General features: G+C 43.1%; 25 protein-coding genes. All 25 read right to left on the reverse strand.

Annotated features, from left to right (window positions below):
• Positions 1-165: 165 nt before the first annotated feature.
• The 25 genes from frr to smc all read right to left on the reverse strand — a co-directional run bounded on the left by frr (position 166) and on the right by smc (position 24,914).
• Positions 166-723 carry a ribosome recycling factor gene (gene frr, locus FTX54_RS09310; protein WP_147802325.1) on the reverse strand — a complete coding sequence of 186 codons (558 nt, stop codon included), beginning with the start codon at positions 721-723 and terminating at the stop codon, positions 166-168.
• The gene (gene pyrH / locus FTX54_RS09315) at positions 724-1,449 is read right to left on the reverse strand and encodes a UMP kinase (protein WP_147802326.1); all 726 of its coding nucleotides are present in this window, start codon (positions 1,447-1,449) and stop codon (positions 724-726) included.
• Positions 1,450-1,525: 76 nt separating this feature from the next.
• The gene (gene tsf / locus FTX54_RS09320; protein WP_147802327.1) at positions 1,526-2,407 is read right to left on the reverse strand and encodes a translation elongation factor Ts; all 882 of its coding nucleotides are present in this window, start codon (positions 2,405-2,407) and stop codon (positions 1,526-1,528) included.
• Positions 2,408-2,497: 90 nt separating this feature from the next.
• A complete protein-coding gene (gene rpsB / locus FTX54_RS09325; RefSeq protein ID WP_147802328.1) occupies positions 2,498-3,196 on the reverse strand; it encodes a 30S ribosomal protein S2 in 699 nt (232 codons plus the stop codon).
• 287 nt (positions 3,197-3,483) lie between these two features.
• A complete protein-coding gene (gene codY / locus FTX54_RS09330) occupies positions 3,484-4,260 on the reverse strand; it encodes a GTP-sensing pleiotropic transcriptional regulator CodY (protein WP_147802329.1) in 777 nt (258 codons plus the stop codon).
• Between the two features lie 21 nt (positions 4,261-4,281).
• Positions 4,282-5,703 (reverse strand): ATP-dependent protease ATPase subunit HslU, encoded by a 1,422-nt coding sequence (hslU, locus tag FTX54_RS09335; RefSeq protein ID WP_147802330.1) that lies wholly within the window; start codon positions 5,701-5,703, stop codon positions 4,282-4,284.
• An 18-nt stretch (positions 5,704-5,721) separates the two neighbouring features.
• The gene (hslV, locus tag FTX54_RS09340; RefSeq protein WP_147802331.1) at positions 5,722-6,264 is read right to left on the reverse strand and encodes an ATP-dependent protease subunit HslV; all 543 of its coding nucleotides are present in this window, start codon (positions 6,262-6,264) and stop codon (positions 5,722-5,724) included.
• 21 nt (positions 6,265-6,285) lie between these two features.
• The gene (gene xerC / locus FTX54_RS09345; protein WP_147802332.1) at positions 6,286-7,167 is read right to left on the reverse strand and encodes a tyrosine recombinase XerC; all 882 of its coding nucleotides are present in this window, start codon (positions 7,165-7,167) and stop codon (positions 6,286-6,288) included.
• A 239-nt stretch (positions 7,168-7,406) separates the two neighbouring features.
• On the reverse strand, positions 7,407-9,476 hold the full coding sequence (gene topA, locus FTX54_RS09350) for a type I DNA topoisomerase (RefSeq protein WP_147802333.1): 2,070 nt from the start codon (positions 9,474-9,476) through the stop codon (positions 7,407-7,409).
• Between the two features lie 83 nt (positions 9,477-9,559).
• The gene (gene dprA / locus FTX54_RS09355) at positions 9,560-10,459 is read right to left on the reverse strand and encodes a DNA-processing protein DprA (RefSeq protein ID WP_187254431.1); all 900 of its coding nucleotides are present in this window, start codon (positions 10,457-10,459) and stop codon (positions 9,560-9,562) included.
• Between the two features lie 358 nt (positions 10,460-10,817).
• Complete coding sequence (sucD, locus tag FTX54_RS09360) at positions 10,818-11,729, reverse strand: succinate--CoA ligase subunit alpha (protein WP_147802335.1); 912 nt, start codon at positions 11,727-11,729, stop codon at positions 10,818-10,820.
• Between the two features lie 20 nt (positions 11,730-11,749).
• Entirely contained in the window at positions 11,750-12,910 is a 1,161-nt protein-coding gene (gene sucC, locus FTX54_RS09365; protein ID WP_147802336.1) for an ADP-forming succinate--CoA ligase subunit beta, read from the reverse strand.
• A 171-nt stretch (positions 12,911-13,081) separates the two neighbouring features.
• Complete coding sequence (locus FTX54_RS09370; protein WP_147802501.1) at positions 13,082-13,858, reverse strand: ribonuclease HII; 777 nt, start codon at positions 13,856-13,858, stop codon at positions 13,082-13,084.
• Positions 13,859-13,964: 106 nt separating this feature from the next.
• A complete protein-coding gene (ylqF, locus tag FTX54_RS09375; protein WP_147802337.1) occupies positions 13,965-14,813 on the reverse strand; it encodes a ribosome biogenesis GTPase YlqF in 849 nt (282 codons plus the stop codon).
• A gap of 13 nt (positions 14,814-14,826) precedes the next feature.
• Positions 14,827-15,372 carry a signal peptidase I gene (gene lepB / locus FTX54_RS09380; protein ID WP_147802338.1) on the reverse strand — a complete coding sequence of 182 codons (546 nt, stop codon included), beginning with the start codon at positions 15,370-15,372 and terminating at the stop codon, positions 14,827-14,829.
• A 107-nt stretch (positions 15,373-15,479) separates the two neighbouring features.
• The gene (rplS, locus tag FTX54_RS09385; protein WP_147802339.1) at positions 15,480-15,821 is read right to left on the reverse strand and encodes a 50S ribosomal protein L19; all 342 of its coding nucleotides are present in this window, start codon (positions 15,819-15,821) and stop codon (positions 15,480-15,482) included.
• A 117-nt stretch (positions 15,822-15,938) separates the two neighbouring features.
• Positions 15,939-16,670: a tRNA (guanosine(37)-N1)-methyltransferase TrmD gene (trmD, locus tag FTX54_RS09390; protein WP_147802340.1), complete on the reverse strand. Its 732-nt coding sequence runs from the start codon at positions 16,668-16,670 to the stop codon at positions 15,939-15,941.
• Positions 16,667-17,194, reverse strand: coding sequence for a ribosome maturation factor RimM (gene rimM / locus FTX54_RS09395; RefSeq protein ID WP_147802341.1), 528 nt, complete (start codon positions 17,192-17,194; stop codon positions 16,667-16,669). Before rimM ends, trmD begins: the two co-directional genes overlap by 4 nt.
• On the reverse strand, positions 17,187-17,600 hold the full coding sequence (locus FTX54_RS09400; protein ID WP_147802342.1) for a YlqD family protein: 414 nt from the start codon (positions 17,598-17,600) through the stop codon (positions 17,187-17,189). Before FTX54_RS09400 ends, rimM begins: the two co-directional genes overlap by 8 nt.
• A 241-nt stretch (positions 17,601-17,841) precedes the next feature.
• Positions 17,842-18,069 (reverse strand): KH domain-containing protein, encoded by a 228-nt coding sequence (locus FTX54_RS09405; RefSeq protein ID WP_147802502.1) that lies wholly within the window; start codon positions 18,067-18,069, stop codon positions 17,842-17,844.
• Between the two features lie 24 nt (positions 18,070-18,093).
• Positions 18,094-18,366, reverse strand: coding sequence for a 30S ribosomal protein S16 (gene rpsP / locus FTX54_RS09410; protein ID WP_147802343.1), 273 nt, complete (start codon positions 18,364-18,366; stop codon positions 18,094-18,096).
• Between the two features lie 197 nt (positions 18,367-18,563).
• The gene (gene ffh, locus FTX54_RS09415; RefSeq protein WP_147802344.1) at positions 18,564-19,910 is read right to left on the reverse strand and encodes a signal recognition particle protein; all 1,347 of its coding nucleotides are present in this window, start codon (positions 19,908-19,910) and stop codon (positions 18,564-18,566) included.
• An 11-nt stretch (positions 19,911-19,921) separates the two neighbouring features.
• On the reverse strand, positions 19,922-20,251 hold the full coding sequence (locus FTX54_RS09420) for a putative DNA-binding protein (protein ID WP_147802345.1): 330 nt from the start codon (positions 20,249-20,251) through the stop codon (positions 19,922-19,924).
• A 71-nt stretch (positions 20,252-20,322) separates the two neighbouring features.
• A complete protein-coding gene (ftsY, locus tag FTX54_RS09425) occupies positions 20,323-21,324 on the reverse strand; it encodes a signal recognition particle-docking protein FtsY (protein WP_147802346.1) in 1,002 nt (333 codons plus the stop codon).
• 5 nt (positions 21,325-21,329) lie between these two features.
• A complete protein-coding gene (gene smc / locus FTX54_RS09430; protein ID WP_147802503.1) occupies positions 21,330-24,914 on the reverse strand; it encodes a chromosome segregation protein SMC in 3,585 nt (1,194 codons plus the stop codon).
• Between the last annotated feature and the right edge of the window lie 225 nt (positions 24,915-25,139).

The following is a 25,139-nucleotide window of genomic DNA, read 5'->3' on the forward strand; positions in this document are numbered from 1 at the left end:
CTCCAGATAATTCTGTATGTCATTGATAAGGTACGTTCTCATTCTATCACGTTTATCTGCATGGTATAACTAGCAAAAGACATTTTGTTCGTCCCGGTCGCAGCTCCTAAAAAAAAGAAGGCTGCTCTGCTAATATTTTTCAGCAAAGCAGCCTTCTGCTTTCTTCTAAACTTCCCGTACTTCATTTTCTTTATTTTTGGCATATTCTTCAATTTTTTTAATTGTTTTGTCTGTTAATTTTTGAACTTCATCCTGCGTACGTTTAAGGTCATCTTCTGTCAGATCTCCGTCTTTCTGCTGTTTTTTCAGTTCATCATTAGCATCCCGACGGACGTTGCGAACAGCTACTTTAGCCTCTTCAGCATAGCGGCCGACAAGTTTGATAAGCTCTTTACGCCGCTCATCGGTTAACGCCGGAATAGAAATACGAATGACGTTTCCGTCATTGTTCGGAGAAAGACCTAAATCCGCTTTTTGAATACCCTTTTCAATATTTTGAATAGAAGATTTATCAAACGGTGTAATCATGAGTAGTCGTCCTTCAGGAACAGAGATAGTCGCAAGCTGATTAAGCGGAGTCAATGCGCCGTAATATTCAACTTGGACTTTATCCAATAATGATGGATTGGCTCTGCCGGCACGAATAGTGGATAGTTCGCGGCCAAATGAATCTACGGATTTATTCATGCGTTCTTCAGCCTGATTAATTACTTTATTTGACATTTAAGATTGCCCCCTTATTGTCGTACCTATTTCTTCACCTTTTACAACCCGCTTAATATTTCCCTTTTCAGCAATAGAGAACACGATAAGCGGAATATTATTATCCATGCACAGCGAAGAAGCTGTAGAATCCATAACTGCGAGTCCATCTTTGAGAATATCGAGATACGTTAATGTTTCGTATTTTTTTGCATTCTCATCAACTGATGGATCGGCATCGTAAACGCCGTCTACATTGTTCTTAGCCATCAGGATGACATCAGCTTCAATTTCAGCTGCACGAAGAGCTGCAGTTGTATCTGTAGAAAAGTAAGGATTTCCTGTGCCTCCGGCAAAAATCACTACACGCTTCTTTTCCAGATGACGGATTGCCTTTCTTCTAATGTAAGGTTCAGCCACCTGGCGCATTTCAATAGACGTCTGTACACGTGTCTGCACGTCAATATTTTCAAGACTGTCCTGCAGGGCTAAAGAGTTCATAACTGTGGCAAGCATCCCCATGTAATCAGCCGTTGCTCTGTCCATTCCTTTAGCGCTTCCTGCCATACCGCGCCAAATGTTTCCGCCGCCGACTATAATGGCAATTTCAACATCGAGCTCATGCAGTTCTTTCACCTGTTCGGCAATGGACTGAATCATTTCCGGATCTATACCAAAGCCCTGGTCACCTGCGAGTGCTTCTCCACTTAATTTCAATACTATCCGTTTATAAGTTGACCGCTCCATAGTCCCCTCCAGTAGTGAATTTACTCCTATTCGAATTCTGCTCAGGAAAAAGGGACACCAGGTGCCCCTCTCAACCTTACTTCTTCACTTGGGACATAACTTCTTCTGCAAAATTGTCCTCACGTTTTTCCATACCTTCGCCTACTTCATACCGGTAGAAAGTCTTGACATTTCCACCTTTGGATTCGACGAACTTGCCTACTTTCTGATCGCCGTCTTTCACAAATGCCTGCTCATTAAGGCAGATATCTTCAAAAAACTTGCCCAGACGGCCTTCAACCATTTTCTCGACGATACTTTCCGGCTTTCCTTCATTCATAGCCTGCTGCTTTAATACTTCTCGTTCACGATCAGTTTCTTCTTTAGATACTGCATCCCGGCTCACATACTTAGGGTTAATTGCTGCTACGTGCATAGCAATGTCCTTCGCTGTTTCCTGATCAGCACCTTCAAGAACTGCAAGAACACCGATTCGTCCTCCCATGTGAATATACGCGCCTGCATTTTCATTGTCTGCAAGCTCTACAATTTCAAAACGACGGAGGGAGATTTTTTCACCAATCGTAGCAATTTGAGAATTAATATAATCCTGAAGCGTTTCCTGTTCACCCGCAAAATTCTGAGCAAGTGCTTCTTCAACAGTTGCCGGATTGTTAGCAAGTACGTGCTTGGCAACCGTATCAACCATAGTAATGAAACCTTCGTTTTTAGAAACAAAGTCTGTTTCGGAATTAATTTCTACGATAACAGCACGATTATCTTCCTGAACGATATGAGCTAGTCCTTCAGCTGCGACACGGTCGGCTTTTTTGGCCGCTTTAGCAATTCCTTTTTCACGCAGAAAGTCGATCGCTTTATCCATGTCACCTTCCGTTGCAGAAAGAGCTTTCTTACAATCCATCATGCCTGCTCCTGTTTTTTCACGAAGTTCTTTTACTTGTTTAGCTGAAATAGCCATTTGTATATTCCTCCTCGATAGTTTTAAAAAATATCCTTTAAAAAAAGGATGATAAAGGGTCAGCCCCTCTATCACCCTCCTGGTCAGCTATTATGCTGTAGTTTCTTCCCCTTGATTAGCTTCAATAATCGCATCAGCCATTTTAGCAGTTAACAGACGAACCGCACGAATGGCGTCATCGTTACCTGGAATAACATAATCGATTTCGTCAGGGTCACAGTTTGTGTCTACAATTCCAACGATTGGAATGTTGAGCTTATGCGCTTCAGCAACAGCGATCCGCTCTTTGCGGGGATCGATGATAAATAGTGCATCCGGAAGTTTGTCCATGTCTTTGATACCGCCGAGGAATTTCTCAAGACGATCCATTTCTTTGTTAAGAATGACAACTTCTTTCTTAGGAAGAACTTCAAATGTACCGTCTTCCTGCATAATTTCAAGCTGCTTCAAACGAGCGATACGCTTGCGGATTGTTTCAAAGTTTGTAAGCGTTCCACCCAGCCACCGCTGGTTGATAAAGTACATTCCAGCACGTTCAGCTTCTTCTTTCACTGAATCCTGAGCCTGCTTTTTAGTGCCGACGAAAAGTACTGTTCCACCCTGTCCAGCAAGGTCGCGAACGAAATTAAATGCTTCCTCAACTTTTTTGACCGTCTTCTGCAGGTCAATAATATAAATACCGTTTCTTTCTGTGAAAATGTAGCGATCCATCTTTGGATTCCAACGACGAGTCTGATGTCCAAAGTGTACCCCAGCTTCTAAAAGCTGTTTCATGGAAATCACTGCCATAATCACTCACCTCCTCTGGTTTTTTTCCTCCGGTTCCTTCTTCTTCACCGAGGACTCTTTTAAGAGCACCCCTCTGTGAATCTGAAACCGTGTGTATTAACACCATAGAAAAATATATCATATCTTATCTTTCTTGGCAATGTGTTAAAACAAAATGTTAATGAGCAGTTCCTCAAAGGCTGACAAGACAGTCTTTTTTGTTTATAAGGGAAACATTTCGATTCTGCCCTGCCTCCGTCCTGTCCAGCTAGCTGGGCAGGGAACCGAATTTTATATGCAGTCTGCTCTTAGTTCTTATGCTTTTTTAATTCCATAAGAAATTTGTCATTCAGTACTTTAATATACGTCCCTTTCATGCCAAGAGAGCGTGATTCAATAACTCCTGCACTTTCAAGTTTGCGGAGAGCATTTACAATTACGGAACGCGTAATTCCTACACGGTCTGCAATTTTACTCGCAACGAGAAGCCCTTCGTTTCCATCAAGTTCTTCAAAAATATGCTCAACTGCTTCCAGTTCGCTGTAGGAAAGAGAACTGATAGCCATCTGTACTACTGCTTTACTGCGTGCTTCCTGCTCGATTTCCTCAGCTTTTTCATGAAGAATTTCCATTCCGACCACAGTAGCTCCATATTCAGCCAGCAGGAGATCATCATTATCAAATGACTCGTCGAGGCGGGCGAGAATTAATGTCCCCAAACGCTGTCCTCCACCCTGAACCGGAACAATCGTCGTCAGACCATTTTTAAACAGCTCTTTATTTTCGACAGGGAAAGCGGTATAGTCGCTGTTCACATCCAGATTGGAAGAGGTTTCCTGTATATTGAAAAGGCCGCTCGTATACTCTTCTGGAAATCGACGGTCTTCCAGCATGGATTTCATTCGCTGATTTTCTATTTCCTGCTTGATAGAGTATCCAAGCAGTTTTCCACGACGGCTAACGATGAATACATTGGCTTCGATTACATTGCGGAGTGTTTCCGCCATTTCTTTAAAGTTAACCGCCTGTCCACCGCTTTTTTGAAGCAATTCATTTATTTTTCTCGTTTTAGTTAATAGATCCATTATTGGAACCCTCCTGATAGTTTATAAAATGTACTGACTGACGTCTCGATTTTTTGCTATATTTGCTAATTTTTCGTCTACATAATCCGGAGTAATTACGATAGTCTCCATCGTAATTTCTGTAGCTTCAAACGACAAATCCTCCAATAATTTTTCCAGAATGGTATGAAGTCTTCTGGCTCCTATATTTTCTGTATTGTTGTTTACTTCAGCTGCTATTTCTGCAATCTTTCTGACAGCTTCCTGGTCAAAGGAGAGTTTTATTCCTTCTATAGCCAGCATAGCTTCATACTGCTTCAGAAGAGCATATTTTGGCTGAGTAAGAATATTAACGAAGTCTTCCACACCGAGGGAATCAAGCTCCACCCTTATAGGCAGCCTGCCCTGCAGTTCAGGAATAAGGTCGGAAGGCTTGGAAAAATGAAAAGCTCCTGCGCCGATGAAAAGCATGTGATCGGTCTTAACCGAGCCGTACTTCGTAACCACTGTTGAACCTTCAATGATTGGAAGGATGTCTCTTTGGACACCTTCACGTGACACATCAGCAGACTGTTGGCTTTTCCCGGCCACTTTATCAATTTCGTCGATAAAGATAATACCAAGCTGTTCCGCTCGCTGCACGGCAATCTGGGAAACTTCCTCCATATTGATCAATTTCTGCGCTTCTTGATCAGTTATGATTTTTCTCGCTTCTTTCACAGGAAGTCTCCGCTCGTTCTGCTGTTTAGGCATCATGCCGCCGAACATTTCCTGCATGTTCATTCCCATCTGTTCCATGCCGCCGCCCTGAAACATATCAGTAAATGATTTCCCTTGTTCCTCTACAGTGATTGTTACTTCCACGTTTTCCATTTCGCCATTTTTCAGCTGCTCCTGTATTCTGCGCCGTGTCTGACGATATGATTCATCCTGCTGGGAAGTTTCTGCTTCTGCTTCCTCTTCTTCTTCGTCGTCGTCCTGCTGATTTTGAAAAAACATTTCCAGAGGATTTCTGTAACTTGCTGAATTTTTCTTTTCAGAGCGTTTTTTCGGGTGCAGGTAGTCTACCAGTTTATTTTCAGCAGCTGAGGCAGCTTTCCCCTTCACCTGTTCCACTTTTTCCTCTTTAACAAGTCTTACAGACGTTTCTACAAGATCCCGGATCATAGATTCCACGTCCCGCCCGACATAACCGACTTCCGTAAATTTAGTTGCTTCCACTTTTATAAACGGAGCTCCTACCAGCTTAGCCAGCCTGCGGGCTATTTCTGTTTTCCCTACTCCCGTCGGACCGATCATCAGGATGTTTTTCGGAGTAATTTCTTCTTTTATGTTATCTTCAAGCTGACTGCGCCGGTAACGATTCCGAAGAGCTACCGCTACAGATCTCTTTGCCTGCCTCTGTCCCACTATTGTCTGATCCAGACGATCTACTATCTGAACTGGTGTCAGTGAACTGTCCATAGGTACACCTCCTGTTAATTAACCAAGTTTTTCGACTGTAATGTGATGATTCGTATATACACACAGATCAGCGGCAGTTTCCAAACTGGCCTCTGCGATTTCGGCAGCTGACATATGAGAAGCGTGCTTTTTCATCGCTCTTCCTGCCGCAAGGGCATAATTCCCTCCTGAACCGATTGCGATAATTCCATCATCCGGTTCAATGACCTCTCCGGTTCCTGCTATTAAATACATTGTTTCAGCATCCATTACTATAAGCATTGCCTCAAGCCGGCGGAGAACACGGTCGCTCCGCCATTCCTTTGCCAGTTCTACTGCTGCTCTCTGTAAATTTCCACTGTACTCTTCCAGCTTCGTTTCAAACTTTTCATATAGAGTGAATGCATCGGCTACAGATCCTGCGAAACCGGCAGTCACTTTTCCGCGGTATAATGTGCGGACTTTACGGGCTGAATGTTTCATCACTACGGCATTTCCGAAAGTAACCTGGCCGTCTCCCGCCATGGCAGACTGACCATTATGCCGAACTGCAAATATCGTTGTTCCACGGATTGATTCCAATTTCCAATCTCCTTTCGAAAACTATGCACGCGGGTGACTTCTGCGGTAAACTTCCCGAAGTCTGTCTTTCGTGACATGAGTATAAATTTGTGTTGCTGCTAAATCGCTGTGCCCCAGAAGCTCCTGAACCGTTCGGAGATCTGCACCTTCATTCAGCATATGAGTAGCGAATGTATGCCGCAGAACGTGAGGACTCATTCTGGAATTTATGGAAGCATCTGTTGAAAGTTTATTGAGCATCTTTTGAATTCCCCGGGCCGTCAGCCTTTTCCCCTGATAATTGACAAAAAGCGCTTCATCAGCAGGTTTAAGAAGGGGACGCGCTTCATTCATGTAAATTGTCAGTGCCTCAGCCGCAAAGCTTCCTACAGGCACATATCGTTCTTTTCCACCTTTTCCTTTTACAAGCAAAGTTTCAAGATACAGATCAAAATCTTTCACGTCAAGCTTCACGCATTCACCCACGCGGATGCCTGTAGCATAGAGAAGTTCCAGCAAAGCCAGATTTCTCTTACCAAGGGATGTTGACGTGTTTACAGATTCAAAAAGCAGAGAAAGTTCTTCTTCATAAAAAAAAGAGGGAAGTTTTTTCCCCTGTTTCGGAGCGTGTATTAATACTAAAGGGTTTTCTTTAATCCGCTCTTCCCTTAAAAGAAAAGTATAAAACGAGCGCAGCGAAGAAAGCTTCCTTGATACGGAGGTACGGGCTAATTCTTCAGCATAAAGCTCCGTCAGGTATTCCCTGATGTGAACATACGAAACCGCAGCGGCAGATATATTCCAGCGCTGCTCTATATAATGAAGAAATTTGACGAGATCATGTTCATAACTTTTTGTAGTGAGTTCAGATGCGCGTTTTTCCATCCGTAAGTAGGCAAGAAACCCGGAAAGTTCATCATGCATAGCAGCTGATCCTTTCAGTAAAATTACTTCACGTAATTAAAGCTACTAAATAATATCACAATTCAGCAGCCCTTTCAACGCATTTTACATTTTTTTCACAAAATTCTGAATTGTACCCGTTGTTCTTTCAGGATAATGTGATCACATCTACAGTGACTGTTTGATCAACGATGGAACGTAATTTCAAAAGAACGGACCGCCCCCCGATACAGGAGACAGCCCACTGTCAGAGAATATGTCTAGTTCACATCCTCTTTGTAATCGCATTCCGTACACTGAACGTGCACACCTTTTTTCGATTTCTTTTCAACCAGAAGTCCTTCACATTTCGGACACGGACGGGATATTGGCTTATCCCAGGAAATAAATTCGCATTCGGGATATCTGTCACAGCCGTAAAAAATTCGTTTCTTCTTACTTTTTCTCTCAACCACGTTACCTTCTTTACAGGTGGGGCAGGAAACCCCGATATCTTTAACGATAGCTTTCGTATTCCTGCATTCAGGAAAATTGGAACAAGCCATAAACTTGCCGTAACGCCCCATTTTGTAAACCATGGCATTACCGCATTTTTCACAGTCTTCCCCGGCGGGCTCATCTTTTATTTCTACTTCTTTCATTTCTTCTTCAGCTGTGCGAAGCCTTTTTTCAAATCCGCCGTAGAATTCATCAATGATTTTCACCCATGATTCCTCACCGTCTTCAATAGAATCAAGATTCGATTCCATCGTGGCTGTAAATTCCACATTTAATATTTCAGGGAAAAACTCTTCGATTAATTCCAAAACAATTGTTCCGAGTTCTGTAGGTACGAATCGTTTATCCTCCAGCGCAACGTATCCTCTTCTCTGAATTGTATCCAGGGTAGGCGCGTACGTGGAAGGGCGGCCTATCCCAAGTTCTTCCAACGTTTTCACCAGTCTCGCTTCTGTAAATCTCGGCGGAGGCTGGGTGAAGTGCTGGTTTGGTTCGATAATTTCTGCTTTAGTTTCTTCCCCCTCTTCCAGATCAGGGAGCAGTTTATCTTTTTCTTCTTTTCCATCATCGGTGCCTTCGATGTAAACTTTCATAAAACCGGCAAATTTCAACTTCGAACCGTTTGCACGGAACTGAACGCCGTTATTCGACATATCCACTGCCATAGTATCCATAACGGCAGGGGCCATTTGACTGGCAACGAGGCGTTCCCAGATCAATTTGTAAAGACGGTACTGGTCCCTTGATAAATATTGTTTTATTGATTTAGGATCGTGTTTCACGGAGGTTGGCCGGACTGCCTCGTGGGCATCCTGAGAATTGGAAGACTGTTTTTGCTTCTTTTCTGTACCGGCATATTCTTCTCCGAACTGATCAAGAATATAATCATACGTTTCATTTTTCGCCGTATCAGAAATTCTCGTGGAATCCGTACGCATATAAGTAATAAGGCCGGTGGTTCCCTGCTTTCCTAAAGCAATTCCTTCGTACAGCTGCTGGGCCAGCATCATCGTTTTTTTCGCACGATAATTTAATTTTCTCGCTGCTTCCTGCTGTAAGGAAGAGGTGGTAAATGGAACAACCGGGTTCCGTTTACGTTCCCTTTTTTTCACCGAATCAACGGTTAGTACATCTCCATCAATTCTCTCCAGGACTTCATTTACATCCTGCTCTGAAGTAAGCTGTTTCTTTTCTCCATTCACTGAAACAAATTTAGCTTCAAAAGCCCGGCCATCTTTTTCAAGCTGGGCAGTAATTGACCAGTACTCTTCCGGTTCAAAAGCCAGGATTTCATTCTCCCTGTCAATGATGAGTTTGACAGCGACTGACTGAACCCTTCCTGCACTCAATCCTTTTTTAACTTTTTTCCATAATAGCGGGCTGATGTTATAACCAACCAGTCTGTCCAGCACCCGTCTTGCCTGCTGAGCGTTAACAAGATTCGTATTGATTTCCCGCGGATGTTTAAATGAATCTTTAATAGCCTGTTTCGTAATCTCATTGAACACGACACGGCATTTTGAGTCCTGATCAATGTTCAGGCTGTCTGCTAGATGCCACGCGATCGCTTCGCCCTCTCTATCAGGGTCGGCTGCGAGATATACACGTTTAGCCTTTTTGGCAGCCTGTTTTAACTCTTTAAGAATCGGTCCTTTCCCGCGAATCGTAATATACTTAGGAGAATAATCATTTTCTACGTCTACACCCATTTGACTTTTCGGTAAATCAATGACATGCCCCATCGATGCTTTTACGACATACTTTTTCCCTAAATATTTTCCAATAGTTTTCGCCTTTGCGGGAGATTCCACGATTACTAAGTAATCCGACATAAGGTGTCGCTCCTCCCTTAAACACAAGTAAAAGAATCTCCCCTATTATTAAACACTCCGTCTCAATTTGTCAAACAAGTTTTTCAATTTATCACCAGCCTTTGATATTCTTCGAGGATATCATCTGCCGTTAATATTAGTTTCGCTCCGTCCTGGATTAACCGGTTTGTTCCTTCAGATAGAGTGTCCGAAAGCCTTCCCGGCATGGCATATACATCTTTTCCAAGCTCCAAAGTGATCTCAGCAGTAATCAGTGAACCGCTTCGCTTTTTTGCTTCAGCTACCAATACTGCCTCCCCCAGAGCGCTTATAATTCTATTCCTTTCCGGAAACCTGAACTTTTCCGGTTTTATATAGGGAGGATACTCGGAAACAACCAGCTGTTCGGACTCCAGCTGCTTTTTTAATGTCTGCTTACTTTTAGGATACGTATGATCAAATCCGTAAGCCAGCACAGCAATTGTAGTCCCTTTGCCGGCTGCTGCTGTTTCATGAGCAAATGAATCCACTCCTAGAGCCATCCCGCTTACCAGACATATTTCATGCTTTATGAGAGGAATAAGAATCGAATCAAGTTCAGATTTCAGTTTGGAAGACGGGAACCTCGTTCCCACTACGCTTAAAGTTCGTCCATGGTTTGGCAGAAGTCCGGTTCTCCCTCGACAGTAAAGCACGGCAGGGGGTACGTGAAGATGAAGAAGATCAGGCGGATATCGATCTTCTGTAAAAATAACCGGCGTAATTAAACGCTCTTCCAAACTTTTTATAACAGCCTGGCAGGAAGTTCTCTGCACTGATTGAAACGTTCTTTGAGCAAACTCCCTTTTTCTCGGAAAATAACCAGCCAGCTCACCTGGTGAATGTTCAAAAAACATTTTAAGGGTCGAGTCCATTTGAAGACAGATTCTTAAAAAACGGCTGTCTCCTGCAGCGTGGTAATGAATATGAAGAATTCTTTCATTTAAATTACCAGGTATTTTCATTTCCATCCTCCTATTAAAATGAATTTAATTATTATTATCTGCTTTCTTCTGTCTCAGCCGCTGCTGCTTTCCAGTTCATTTAATACGTTTCCTTCCAGAAGCGCCGAGCGGTTTGTGATTTGTTTTATGTGAATTTAAAAAAATTCCGCATTTCCTAACAAACCTTCCCTCGGGGAAAAACTGCGGAAGACGTAAAATTCTACGGATTTGAGGTAATCAGAAAGTTTTCTGCCCATCGGGTGAAGCTGGTGCAGTTGCTTTTATATAATTTTCAAACTTGAACTGAGCCAAAACAAAAAAAAGAGCATGTGAAAAAGGAAAAATCCTTTTTCACACACTCATAACTTACCGAAGCAGTTTAATTAACTGCGTGTGTGACACACTTATCATAAATATTTTTTTCTTTAAGGACAGAGATAAGAGTTTCTCCCATAACAGCAGGAGTGTCAGCAACCTGGACACCTGCTTCATTGAGCGTTTTAATCTTTTCGTCTGCTGTTCCTTTACCACCGGAAATGATCGCACCAGCGTGTCCCATACGCTTTCCTGGAGGTGCTGTTTTACCACCAATGAAACCAACTACCGGCTTGGTCATATTTTCCTTAATCCATTCAGCTGCTTCTTCTTCGGCCGTTCCGCCGATTTCACCGATCATAATTACCGCATACGTATCAGGGTCTTCATTAAACAGCTTTAATACGTCAATGAAGCTCGTTCCGTTTACCGGATCTCCACCAATACCTACCGCAGTAGACTGGCCGATGCCTTCTGTAGAAAGCTGGTGAACAGCCTCATACGTAAGAGTTCCTGAGCGGGAAACAACGCCTACATGGCCTTTTTTGTGAATATAACCCGGCATTATACCGACCTTACACTCATCCGGAGTAATGACACCCGGACAGTTTGGTCCAATAAGACGCGTCTTTTTATCTTCAAGAAAACGCTTCACCTTAATCATATCGATAACCGGAATTCCTTCAGTGATCGTGATAACAACCTCGATCCCTGCATCTGAAGCTTCCATAATAGCATCAGCTGCGAACGGAGGTGGAACATAAATTACAGAGGCATTGGCTCCTGTTTCATGAACCGCTTCTTCTACGGTATTAAATACCGGAATGCCTTCTATTTCTGTGCCGCCTTTTCCAGGTGTTACACCGCCGACAATTTTCGTGCCGTACTCCACAGCCTGTTTCGTATGAAAAAGTCCTGTGGCACCGGTGATCCCCTGTACGATCACTTTTGTGTCCTTATTAAGTAAGATACTCATGCAATATCCCGCCTTTCTGACTAGTTCACTGCCTGCACAATTTTTTCTGCGCCATCCGCCATAGAATCTGCAGAAGTAATGTTCAGGCCGGATTCATCCAGAATTTTCTTTCCGAGTTCTACATTTGTTCCTTCAAGGCGAACAACCAAAGGAAGCTCAAGTCCCATTTGTTTCGTTGCCTCCACGATACCATCTGCAATAATATCGCACTTCATAATACCACCAAAAATATTTACATAAATACCTTTGACCGACTTATCTGAAAGAATAATCTTAAATGCTTCCGTTACTTTTTCAGCTGTCGCACCGCCCCCGACGTCAAGGAAGTTCGCCGGATCACCGTTATGGTACTTAATGATGTCCATTGTAGCCATAGCGAGACCTGCTCCGTTAACCATACAGCCGATATTCCCATCGAGGGAAATGTAGCTGAGGTCGTATTTGGACGCTTCGATTTCCTTTTCATCTTCTTCGTCAAGGTCACGCAGCTCCAGTACATCTTTCTGACGATACAAAGCATTGGAATCAAAATTCAGCTTTGCGTCCAGTGCCATTACATTACCTTCTCCCGTCGTAACAAGCGGATTAATTTCAGCAATGGAACAGTCTTTTTCTTCAAATGCTTTGTAAAGACTCATCATAAACTTCACTGTTTTTCCGACGAGTTCTTTAGGGATGTTAATGTTGAACGCCAGACGGCGGGCCTGATAAGGCATAAGTCCGGTTACCGGATCGATTACTTCTTTAAAGATCTTTTCCGGCGTATTTGCGGCAACTTCTTCGATTTCTGTACCGCCTTCCTCAGAAGCCATCATAACGATGCGGGAAGTGGCTCGGTCTACAACGAGTCCCACATAGTACTCATCTTTAATATCGCATCCTTCTTCAATGAGAAGGCGCTTTACTTCTTTTCCTTCTGGACCGGTTTGATGCGTTACGAGAGTCTTGCCAAGAATCTCCTCCGCGTATGTACGGACTTCGTCCAGATTTTTGGCGATTTTAACACCGCCGGCGTTTCCGCGGCCACCTGCGTGGATCTGAGCCTTGACAACGGTTACATCTGTACCTAAAGATTTCGCTGCATCTACCGCTTCCTGACGCGTGTAGGCAACTCTTCCGTTAGGAACAGCCACACCATAGCTCTTCAATATTTCTTTACCTTGATACTCATGGATATTCATAGCCATCCTCCTTACTTGAGTCACTGCTATTGCTTTAGGAGAGTCAGACTCTCCAGTGTAAAATTACTACATTTGAAGTGCAGTTAATTTCACACAATAACTATTTTACAATAGATTGAAGCTGTTATGTACCAAAAAGCAAAAAAAATCTATATTTTTCAGCTCCACTCTTCATTCCCAGTCTATTTCTCCAGCTAATTCTTTTACGGGCGCAAAGGATTTTCTGTGTTCAGGTAATATTCCGTAAGTTTTTACAGCTTCCAAATGGGCTTTTGTTCCATAACCCGCATGTTTTTGAAATCCATATTCAGGATAAAGGCCGTGCAGTTCAGTCATAAATTGATCTCTTGCAACTTTTGCAGTAATAGAAGCCGCGGCTATCGAAACTGATCTGGAATCTCCTTTTATTAAAGACAGCTGCTGAATATCCACTGGAAGCTTCATCGCATCTATCAAAAGAGCATCAGGAGCTACGGGCAGATTTTCCACCGCTCTGGTCATCGCAAGTTTGGATGCTTCATAAATATTAATACGATCAATTTCTTCCGGTGAAGCCTCTCCTATTCCTATCCACGCATTTTTTTCGATCCACCTGTTAAAAACTTCGCGCTTCTGCTTCGTCAGTTTTTTAGAATCGGTCAATCCCAGAAGCTGGGAGTCATTTTTTAAGATTACTGCCGCTGCCGTAACCGGCCCTGCCAGAGGGCCTCTGCCTACTTCATCTATTCCGGCTACATAATCAGCTCCATTCTGGCGCATGTATCGTTCATATTCGCACATCTCCGTCCACTGCTGCTGCAAGGTCTTTAATTTAACCTGTTCACTGTCCCATCTTTCAATCATTTTTCGTACCCCTGCACGTTCATCCTGGCGCCACCTTCTTATTTGTTCATTTTCTTCCCATGTTTCTGAAAGCAGCTTCTTTATTGTTTCTATCGTTTCTTTGATAGTGTTTCCTCCCTTTTTTCGAAATTTAAACAGGACAGAGCAGCCCGGTCTCAGACTGCTCTTTAGTAACAACACTTACAGTACTTTTGATCAAGTCTGGGATATATTAGTTTTGAGGTGTTTCAAGAGTTACTTTACCAAATTTCCCGTGTCGAAAATCGCGAAATACGAGCTCAGCCACACGGTCATAGTCTATCTCTCCCCCGGCAACTAAGCACCCCCGCTGCCGGCCTATATCATCAAAAAGCTCCAGGATATTTTCGGGAAGCTCCTCCAGGTCATATCGTTTTTTTAATAATACAGGGTAATGCTTCTGCATAAATTTAAAGAAAAACACAATAGTATCCTGAAAATCGAAAATTTCCTCTTTTACAGCTCCTGTTAAAGCGAGCCGGTAACCAACTTCCTCATCTTCAAATTTCGGCCATAGAATTCCCGGGGTGTCCAGCAGTTCCATCTCTTTTCCTACTTTGATCCACTGCTGTTTTTTCGTAACTCCCGGTTTATCACCTATGTTGGCAATTCTTTTACCTGCCAGCTTATTGATTACCGTTGATTTCCCAACATTTGGTATGCCGAGAATTAATGTCCGCAGAGCCCGGGGATTAATCCCTTTTCGCTTCCATTTTTCAAGCAGCGGCGCAGCAAGATCACGCACAGCCCCGGGAATTTGATTAATTCCTTTCCCTCTCTGAGCATCAATAATTAAGCTTTTGGAAAACTCACTTTCGAAATAATCATGCCATTTTTTTGTACTCTCCGGATCTGCAAGATCTGCCTTATTAAGAAGTACAAGCCTTGGCTTATGCTCTACAAGTTCTTCTATCATAGGGTTTCTTGAAGACAGAGGCGTCCGCGCATCTACTATTTCTATTACTACGTCAATTTGTTTTAATATCTCGCTTACTTCTCTCTTTGCTTTTGCCATATGACCTGGATACCATTGTATCGTCAATTTTTCCACCACCTTATTCTACCAGCCTTGCTCCTTGAAACGGCCAGAAAACTACATTTGCTTCTCCTACTATTTCTTCGTAGGAAACGACATCAATATGCCGGCTGTCCTTACTGAACTGCCTGTTATCCCCCATTACGAAAAGATGGTTTTCAGGTATCTTTTCAAATTCGGATACGTCACTCAGCTCAAAATCTTTTGTAAAAGGGAGTATTGAGGCAGTTTCCTTAAAGTTGTCAAGATAATCTTCTTCGTAAGATTCGCCGTTTATATACAGTGTATCGTTTATATACTTAAGTTCATCGCCGGGGAGTCCAATTACACGTTTAATATAGTCTTTGTCTTTTTCAGCATGAAATACAATAATGTCGAATCTCTCCGGTTCAAACATTTGATAGCCGAACTTGTTCACGAGCATCCGGTCTTCATGGTCCAGTGTAGGGAGCATGGATTGTCCGTCTACAATAATAGGAGTAAACAAAAAATGCCTTACTGCAAAAGCCATTATCAGTGCTAATGTCAGAAGTTTAACCCAGTGCCACGTTTCTGAATTATTCATGAGCCGCACCTCCATTATCTCCGCTATTCTACCATATGCTGATAAGCAGAGCGAGACCGGAACACCTAAAAAAAGAGACTGCCCAAATATGGGCAGTCTCTTTATTACTATCGCTCTTTAATACGAGCAGCTTTTCCGCGCAGATTACGCAGATAATAAAGCTTCGCTTGACGGACCTTACCACGACGTTTAACCTCAATCTTATCGATACGAGGTGAGTGTACAGGAAATGTACGCTCAACGCCTACGTTGTAAGATACTTTACGAACAGTAAATGTAGAGCTGATTCCGGATCCGCGGCGCTTAATTACGACACCTTCGAAAACCTGAATACGCTCACGAGTCCCCTCGACAACTTTTGCGTGCACGCGGATAGTATCCCCGGCGCGGAAAGTTGGAATATCGGACTTCAGTTGTTCTTTAGTAATATCACGAATTAATTGTTCCATTCTGTTCGCCTCCTTCCCTGCAGACATTCATGACAGTTTCATCAGCGGAACGTCTTGATCTGGCCAAAGCCACAAAAGAAATAATATCATATACACAACTAACAGGCAAGTGTATTATTAATTATTTTCCCAGCTTTGGATCATTTTTATTTCTTTTTCAGTCAGTGAAATTTCCTCAATCAGATCCGGTCTTCTTTCCCAGGTCCGGCGCAGAGCCTGCTCTCTTCTCCAGGCATTGATTTTTGCATGATGACCGGATAATAGAATATCCGGCACTTTCCATCCCCTGAAGTCAGCAGGACGGGTATAGTGAGGATATTCAAGCAGGCCGGTGCTGAACGAATCTGTTACTGCAGAAGTTTCATTCCCAAGAGCTCCGGGGAGAAGCCTCGTTACGCTGTCAGCAATCGTCATTGCCCCTATTTCCCCCCCGGTCAAAACATAGTCTCCTATTGAAATCTCATCCGTCACGAGAAATTCCCTGATGCGTTCATCATACCCTTCATAATGCCCGCAGAGGAGGATAATGTTTTCTTCCTCTGCAAATTCTTCTGCTTTCTTCTGCGTATATCGTTCTCCCTGAGGGCAGAGGAGGATTACTCTCGCTTCTGTTTGAGATTGTTCACGCAGACCTTCCACAGCATCAAAAAGGGGCTGGGGAGTTAAAACCATCCCTCCCCCGCCTCCATATGGGTAGTCGTCCACACGGCCGTGCTTGTCTTTGCTGTACTTACGAAAATCAACAACATTGTATTCAACGATTCCTTTTTGCTGCGCCTGATGAAGAATAGAGTGGGAAAACAAGCCCTGAAACATCTCCGGAAAAAGTGTCAGTATGTTGATTTTCATAGATCCAGCAGTCCTTCCATCGGTTCAATAACGATGATTCCTTTATCCAGATCAATGTCTTTGACAACTTCTTCAACATAGGGGATGAGCAGCTCTTTCTTTCTGTTTACTGGATGAATGACCCACACATCGTTTGCGCCGGGGGTAAGAATTTCCTTAACCGTCCCCAGCTTCTCCCCATCGACAGTGAACACCTCCAGTCCAATGATTTCAAAGTGATAAAACTCTCCCTCGAATAATTCATCTTCTGCCAGACTGGAGCGGTGAACTTTAAGAAAAGCTCCTTTAAACTGTTCCACATCGTTGACATTTTCATAGGATGCAAAACGCAGCAGGTCAAATTGCTTATGTTTTCTCCAGCCCGCTATCGTAACCGGTAAGGGAGGTTTGCCTTCCTGAAATATAGTCAGCTGGCTGCCGGTCTTATAACGATTTTCCGGAAAATCAGTACGGGATATAACCCGTACTTCGCCGCGGATACCGTGTGTATTAACGATTTCCCCGACGTTAAGCCAGTCACTCATCTTCCATGCCTCCAGAACGAAGTTCATGGACGACGCCGTCTTTTATAACGATTTCTGTCCCTTTCATTACTTCGTCCCAGTTATCTCCCTCCTGAACCTGTTCAATCATTTGAATAGTTCCTTCACGAAGTTCCGCTCCTAAGTCAAGCTCTTCCAGCTGGCCCAGCTTCAATTCGAGCTGGCGGATACGTTCTTTGCGGCGGGCTACTTCTTTATTGAAACTTTCTTTCAATGATTTTTGATACTGAGCATCTGTATTTTCTTTTAATTTCTTATGTAAAACAAACTCGAGCTGCTTTAATTCATTGTTCAGCTTATACTGGCGGGAAAGAAATTGTTCCTGAAGTTTCGTCTTGCTGTCTTCTGTCAAAATTTGTTTTACTACGACTTTTTTGATGATCTCCATGTGGAGCACCTCCTGATTTATACGTTACCTTACTAGTATACCTTTTTTGTATGATGAAAAAAAGGGCAGACGTTCTCCCTATTTTTCAATTATCTTTATATGCAGCTGCCTGTTTCTTCTATTATCTTTTATTTATCCCGGAAATGACCGGATGCACTCCTTTTGGCGTACAATCAAAATCAGGCCTGCCGGAGAAAACTCCCGCAGGCCTGAACTGAAAATAATAAATTGTGCCGGACAGCTAACCGATATCCAGCTGCACACGCTTCTGCTGGTTCGTTCCGGCTGCGTAGACTACAGAACGAATCGCTTTGGCGATTTTTCCGTGTCTGCCGATAACTTTACCCATGTCCTCTGCGTGCACTTCAAGACGCAGGGTGAGTGAATGACCATGATCCTCTTCTGTCACCCGGACATCCTCAGGATGGTCAACCAAAGCTTTTGCGATAGTTTCAACCAGTTCTTTCATCATCATTCACCGCCCGCTCAAGATTTACTTTGCATTTTTTGCGTTGTGAAGCTGTTCCATAAGCCCTTTACGGGAGAACAGGTTACGAACTGTATCAGACGGCTTAGCACCATCCAGCATCCACTTTACAGCTTTCTCTTCATCCACGTTGAATTCAACAGGATCTTTAAGTGGGTTGTAAGTTCCTAGTTCTTCAATAGAACGTCCATCACGCGGCGCGCGGGAATCCGCTACGACAACACGGTAGAACGGAGATTTTTTTGCTCCCATTCGTTTCAGACGAATTTTTACTGCCATGTGTTTCACCTCCAAAATTATCTCACACGATTTATTATATTATCATATCAAACCCAAATCGACAACCCCAGTAAAGGAAAAAATCTTTACAGACAAATTTCTTTAATTAAATAAGCACAGAACAGGCTTTATCAGATATCAATTCAGAAATAAAATGCACGTTCGGGCATTGCCTCAAAGAAAATTTAAATGCACCTTTACATGAAAGGCATTTTCATACCGCCGCCCTTTTTCTTGCCCTTCTGCATGCCGGTCATCTGCTTCATCATTTTTTTCATTTCATCAAATTGTTTAATGAGCCGGTTAACTTCCTGAATATTCCTCCCGCTGCCTCTGGCTATGCGGCGTTTACGGCTGCCATTCAGCACGGAAGGCGTATCACGCTCTTCTTTAGTCATTGATTTTACGATCGCTTCAATATGCGCAATTTGCTTATCATCAACCTGGAGATTTTTCATACCTTTCATCTTACTGGCTCCGGGCATCATCTGCAGAAGTTCATCGATAGGTCCCATATCTTTTACCTGGCTGAGCTGATCAAGAAAATCATCAAATGTAAGTTCATTTGTTCTCATCTTGCGTTCCAGTTCTTTTGCTTTATCCTCATCTACATTTGTCTGAGCCTTTTCAATTAAGCTAAGCATATCTCCCATTCCAAGTATACGGGAGGCCATACGTTCAGGATGAAAAGGTTCCAGAGCATCAGATTTTTCGCCCATACCAGCAAACTTAATTGGCATACCTGTAACAGATTTGACAGAAATAGCTGCACCGCCGCGGGTGTCTCCGTCCAGCTTCGTCATAACTATCCCTGTGATCCCAAGCCGTTCATGAAAGTTTTCTGCTACGTTGACAGCATCCTGCCCGGTCATGGAATCCACGACGAGCAGCACTTCATCCGGCTTGACAGCTGTTTTAATATGGTCGAGTTCGTCCATAAGATTTTCATCGACGTGCAGCCGTCCGGCCGTATCAATCAGCACATAATCCTGATGATCTTCTTTTGCCTGTTCGACCGCTTTCGTAGCTATCTCAACCGGACTTACTTTGTCTCCCATAGAGAAAACGGGCATATCAAGCTGCTTTCCAAGCGTCTCAAGCTGCTTAATAGCAGCAGGACGATAAACATCTGCCGCTGCCATTAATGGTTTTCTGTTATGGTTTTTTCGGAGATGAAGCGCAAGCTTGCCGGTCGTTGTCGTTTTTCCGGAGCCCTGCAGACCAACCATCATCACAACGGTAGGCGACTTCGAAGAAACAGCCAGTTTACTTTGCTCTCCTCCCAGAAGGGAAGTCAGTTCTTCATTAACAACTTTAATTACCTGCTGACCGGGAGTCAGGCTGTCCATTACTTCCTGACCGACAGCCCGCTCTTTGACATCATTAACAAACTTTTTAACTACCTTGAAATTGACGTCAGCTTCCAGCAGAGCGAGACGGACTTCCCGCATCATATCTTTAACGTCCTGTTCAGAAACTTTCCCTTTGCCTTTAATCTTTTTCATTGATCCCTGCAGTCGTTCGGACAAACCTTCAAATGCCATGCATACGCCTCCTATTCCAGTTTTTCCAGGGCGCGAACAACCTCTTTAATATGCGGATGTTGTTCACCTTGCTGAAGCAGTTGTTTCAACCGCTCAATCTGGGTTTTTCTGCCTTCATATTTTTTCAGCAGTTCCAATTTTTTTTCGTATTCTTCCAACAGCACTTCTGTACGGCGTATATTATCATAGACAGCCTGTCTGCTGATATTGAAATGTTCAGCTATTTCCCCTAATGACCAGTCGTCTAAATAATACATCGACATATACTGATTCTGCTTTTCCGTTAAGAGCTCATAATAAAAGTCATATAAATAGTTCATGCGGATTGTTTTATCGATCAAAACTGCCACCGCCTTGTTAAGGTAAAATACTTTACAGTCTTATGCTACAGGAAACCCGTAACTTCTGTCAACTACGATGTTTCTTCCTCGTTTCCAGCTTCCTGAATAACTTCAGAAAAAAGGCCGTTTACATATTGTTCGGGAATAAATTCCTGAAGATCATCCATCCCTTCTCCCAGGCCGACATATTTGACGGGGATATCAAGTTCCGTGCGTATCGCCATGACGATTCCACCTTTGGCAGTTCCATCTAATTTCGTCAGGACAATGCCGGTGACATCCGTTACTTCCTGAAATATTTTCGCCTGTGTCATAGCGTTCTGACCCGTCGTGGCATCGAGAACGAGAAGGACTTCATGGGGCGCATCAGGAATTTCCCGGGTAAGTACACGCTTTACCTTTTCAAGTTCTTTCATCAGATTCACTTTGTTTTGAAGTCTTCCCGCAGTATCACAGATCAGGACATCCGCGTTTTTTGACTTAGCAGATTTTACGGCATCATACATGACTGCTGCAGGGTCCGAACCGGCCTGTTGTTTAATTACGTCAACACCTGCTCTCTCCCCCCACACTTCGAGCTGCTCGATGGCACCGGCACGAAACGTGTCTCCCGCTGCCATCATGACCTTGTTCCCGTCATCTTTAAACCTTTTAGCCATTTTACCGATAGTCGTCGTCTTTCCTACTCCATTTACACCAACGACAAGAATTACTGTCAGTTCTCCCTGCTGCATATTGATCTGTGTTTCTTCATCCGATTTTATGAGCAGCTCTGACAATTTTTCCGTAATAAGAGGCTGAATATTTTTCGATTCCTTAATATTGCGGCGCAGCGCTTCCTCTCTTAATTCATCGACGAGTTCCATTACTGTATTTACGCCGACATCGGCTGCAATTAGGATTTCTTCAAGTTCCTCAAAAAATTCTTCATCGACAGTTCTGTAATCCATCATTAGTTCATTCATTGCACCTACAAACGAATTACGGGTTTTGGAAAGGCCATCTTTGAATTTTTCGGTTACCTGATCGGTCTGAGTGGATAATTTATCCTTTATATTTTTAAAAAAGCTCATTTTATCTATTCCTCCCTTAGAGAACCTGACTTAACAAGTTCTTTTGATTCTGCCAGTTTCACAGACACTAAGTTGGATACTCCGGATTCCTGCATTGTAACTCCGTAAAGTGCATCAGCTGTTTCCATTGTACCTTTCCTGTGAGTTACTACAATAAACTGCGTTTCCCTGCTGAAGTCTTTCAGGAACTCAGCAAAGCGGTTCACATTTGCTTCGTCCAGAGCAGCTTCGACCTCATCGAGTACGCAGAACGGAACCGGACGGGCACGCAGGATAGAAAAAAGCAGTGCTATCGCGGTCAAGGCTCTTTCCCCTCCGGAGAGAAGCGCGAGATGCTGAAGTTTTTTCCCAGGGGGCTGAGCGGCTATATCTACTCCTGTAGTAAGCAGATCATCTGGTGAAGTCAGCTCAAGTGAAGCTTTTCCTCCGCCGAATAATTCCTGGAATACAGACTGGAAGTGTGCCTGAATTTCAGAAAATGTTTCTTTGAAACGGCTCGTCATTTCTTCATCCATTTCAGAAATGATACTTAGGAGGGTAGATTTTGCCTCTTCAAGGTCGTCTTTCTGTTCTTTCAAAAAATCGAAGCGTTCTCTAACACGTTCGAACTCTTCTATAGCTCCAAGATTAACGTCTCCAATTTCATCCAGGCCCATTTTCAATAATTTCACTTTAGCACGGGCGTCTTCTGCCGGTATGGAAAGGTGATGCTCTTTTTCTGCAGCTTCAAAGGACAGTTCATATTCTTCCTGAAGATGATGAAGCCGGTTATCCAGCTCCACATCCAGTCTGTTTATGGATATTTCATGTTCATGAAGCTGTTCCTGTAGATACTGGCGCTGATTGGAAGTTTCTTTTACTTCGGCATCAATGGAAGACTGAAGTTCCTGAAGCCCATTCTTTTTTTCCCGAAGCTTATTAAGCTTCTCCGTATAATTTTTTTTCTGTGTTCTTTTTTGATCGAGTTCTCCATCAATAGAAGAAGCATCCACTGTTTTTTCAGATAATTCTGCTTCGAGCAGACTGTTTGCTTCGTCTTTTTCAACAATTTCAGCTGTGAGATCTCTTCGTTCCTTTGTTAAGCGATGAACAGTTTGATTAATATTACTCTCCTGTTCTTCTTGTTTTGCATGCTGAATCTGAAGCTCTGAAAGCTGCTCCTGAACGGACGTCTTTTTAGAGTCATCTTTGACTTTACTTTCTGACAAAGAGGATATTCGTTCATTTAATTCCTCTAACTCAGCTTCTTTTTCCTTTAACTGCCGGGAAAGAGACGAACGGCGTTCCTTTCTTTTAAGCTGTTCCTGCTCTGCTTCCTGCATATCAAGATCATAGATTCTCAGCCGGTCCCTCAGTGCATTTAAGCTCAATTTCTTTTCTTCCAGAGCCATTTTGGCATCACGTTCATTTTCTCTTTCCAGTTCCCCATCCGTCTTTAAGTCTTCCAGCTCTTTCTCCACTTCCTGTTTCTTATGCTTCCAGCTGCGGAGCTCCTCTTCAAGTTTCTGAGTATCTTTAGTCAGAGAAGCCAAATTGCTTTTCAAAGTTTCAAGTTCTTTCTGTCTGCTGATAAGTGAGGCCTGCTTTTTCTGCAGACTCCCACCCGTCATGGATCCGCCGGGGTTAAGTACGTCACCTTCGAGCGTTACGATCCGGTAACGATATTGCAGTTTTTCTGCAAGTGATTTAGCTTCCCGAAGATCGGTGGCAATCACAACGTTCCCTAAAATATGTCTGACTGTTGTCTCAAAGGTCTCCTTCGTACTGACTAATTCGCTTGCTATCCCTACGAAAGACGGGTCCCCCTTAATTTTATCTGTATCCCGCTCAGCCATCAGTCTGGATTTTACAACGCTTCTTGGAAGAAAAGTAGCTCTACCCAATTTACGTTCACGCAGAAACTGAATGGCTTTGCGTCCAGTTTCTTCATCTTTGACCACGACATGCTGCTGACTTGCGCCCAGAGCTGTTTCCACAGCTGTCTGCAGCTTTTCAGGAACGTCAATCAGTTCTGCCACGGCTCCATCAATTCCCTTGAAGGAACGGTCCCGTTCTTTGAGAATGTGCTTTACTCCATTAAAAAAACCGGCATAATCCTGCTGCATACTTTCCTGCGTTTCTATCTTCGCCTCAAGATGCTGCATGTGCCGCAGGCCCTCATAATAGAGGGTTTCTTTTTTTTCGAATTCCTTAAGCCGTTTTTCCTGTCGACGTTTTTTGTCCTGCCATTCCTTCACCAGCTCTTCGACACGTTCTTGGCATACTCTATAATTATTTTCTGCTTCAGCAAAAGCCTTTTCTTCTTTTACCCTGCTGGAGAGAAGTTCAGCATTTTCCATTTTCTGACGTTCAATTGATTGGTTCGTTTTTTCTGACTGCTCCTGTAGGTATCTTTCTTCATTTGAAAGACTCGTTTTTTCATTGAGCAGATCTATATAAACCGATTTCAGCTCTTCTATCTTCTTTTCTTTGTTTTCATCCAAGTTCTCCAGGCTGGATTTCGTTTCTTTCAGCTTTTTCTTCGTTTCCTTCACCTGGAGACTTATCTCTTTTAAACGGTCCTGTTCAGCTTCGAGCACACGGTCGAGATCCGCCCGTTTCTCCTGAAGAGTTTCCAGTTCTTTTCGATACTGGGCACGATTCTGGACATAGTGTTTTTTCCGCTCTTTCCACAGCTCTTTCAGGCCTTCCTGCTTTTCTGTTTCTTCACTGACTTTCAACAGCTTCTGCTGGTACTCTTCTAATGCACCCTCAATTTCTTTAAGTTCCTGAATACCTTCCCGCTGTTTTGTTTCCCGTTTCGACAAGGTACTTTCCAGACGTTTTTTCCTGTTTTCCATTTCCTCGACGAGATCTTTTTCTTTCATCCATGAGTCATGCATATTTTTAATTTCGAAAACGAGCAGTGCCGCCTCAATTTCTTTTAATTCTTCCCGCTGAACCAGGTATTCTTTTGCCAAAGAAGCCTGTTCTTCAAGGGGTTCAACCTGACTTTCCAATTCGTAAAGAATATCCCTTACCCGGCTCAGGTTGTCCTCTGTATCATCCAGTTTTTTTTCTGACTGCTGCTTCCTGTATTTGTATTTACGAACTCCTGCTGCTTCCTCAAAAATGGCACGGCGGTCCTCCGCTTTGCTGCTTAATATTTCTTCTACACGCCCCTGGCCGATGATAGAAAAAGATTCTTTCCCAATACCTGAATCCATAAATAAATCTACAATGTCCTTTAATCGGGCCTGCTGGCCGTTAATAAGGTATTCACTATCGCCGGAGCGGAATACTCTTCTCGTTACTGCAACTTCACTGAAATCTATTTTCAACTGACTATTCTCATTATTTAATATAAGAGATATTTCTGCCATATTCAGCGGAGATCGTTTCTCACTTCCTGAAAAAATAACGTCTTCCATTTTTGCCCCTCGCAGATTTCTTGCCGACTGTTCCCCCAGAACCCAGCGCACAGCATCCGATATATTACTTTTCCCACTTCCGTTTGGCCCCACTACGGCTGTCACACCATCTTCAAATTCAACGTGTACCGGATCCGCAAATGATTTAAATCCTGCAAGTTCAAGCCTTTTAAGGAACATGTCTTTCACCTCAACCTTCTTCCCTATCTTTATAACTACTGTTCAGCAGTTGTGCTGTTGCTGATTCAATTTATTTTTAAACGTAAAGTCAGATGTTTTTGGAATTACACATTATTAAAGGCAGTACAAACTGACTTTTTTGTAAAGGAGTTTTTGTATTAGAAGCTCACATAATAATATCAGGCTCTAATCCCCTTAAAACGCCCTCTCTGAAGAGCTGCTTAA

The sequence above is a fragment of the Alkalicoccus halolimnae genome, from assembly GCF_008014775.2.
In the GTDB taxonomy this organism is placed as follows: domain Bacteria; phylum Bacillota; class Bacilli; order Bacillales; family Salisediminibacteriaceae; genus Alkalicoccus; species Alkalicoccus halolimnae.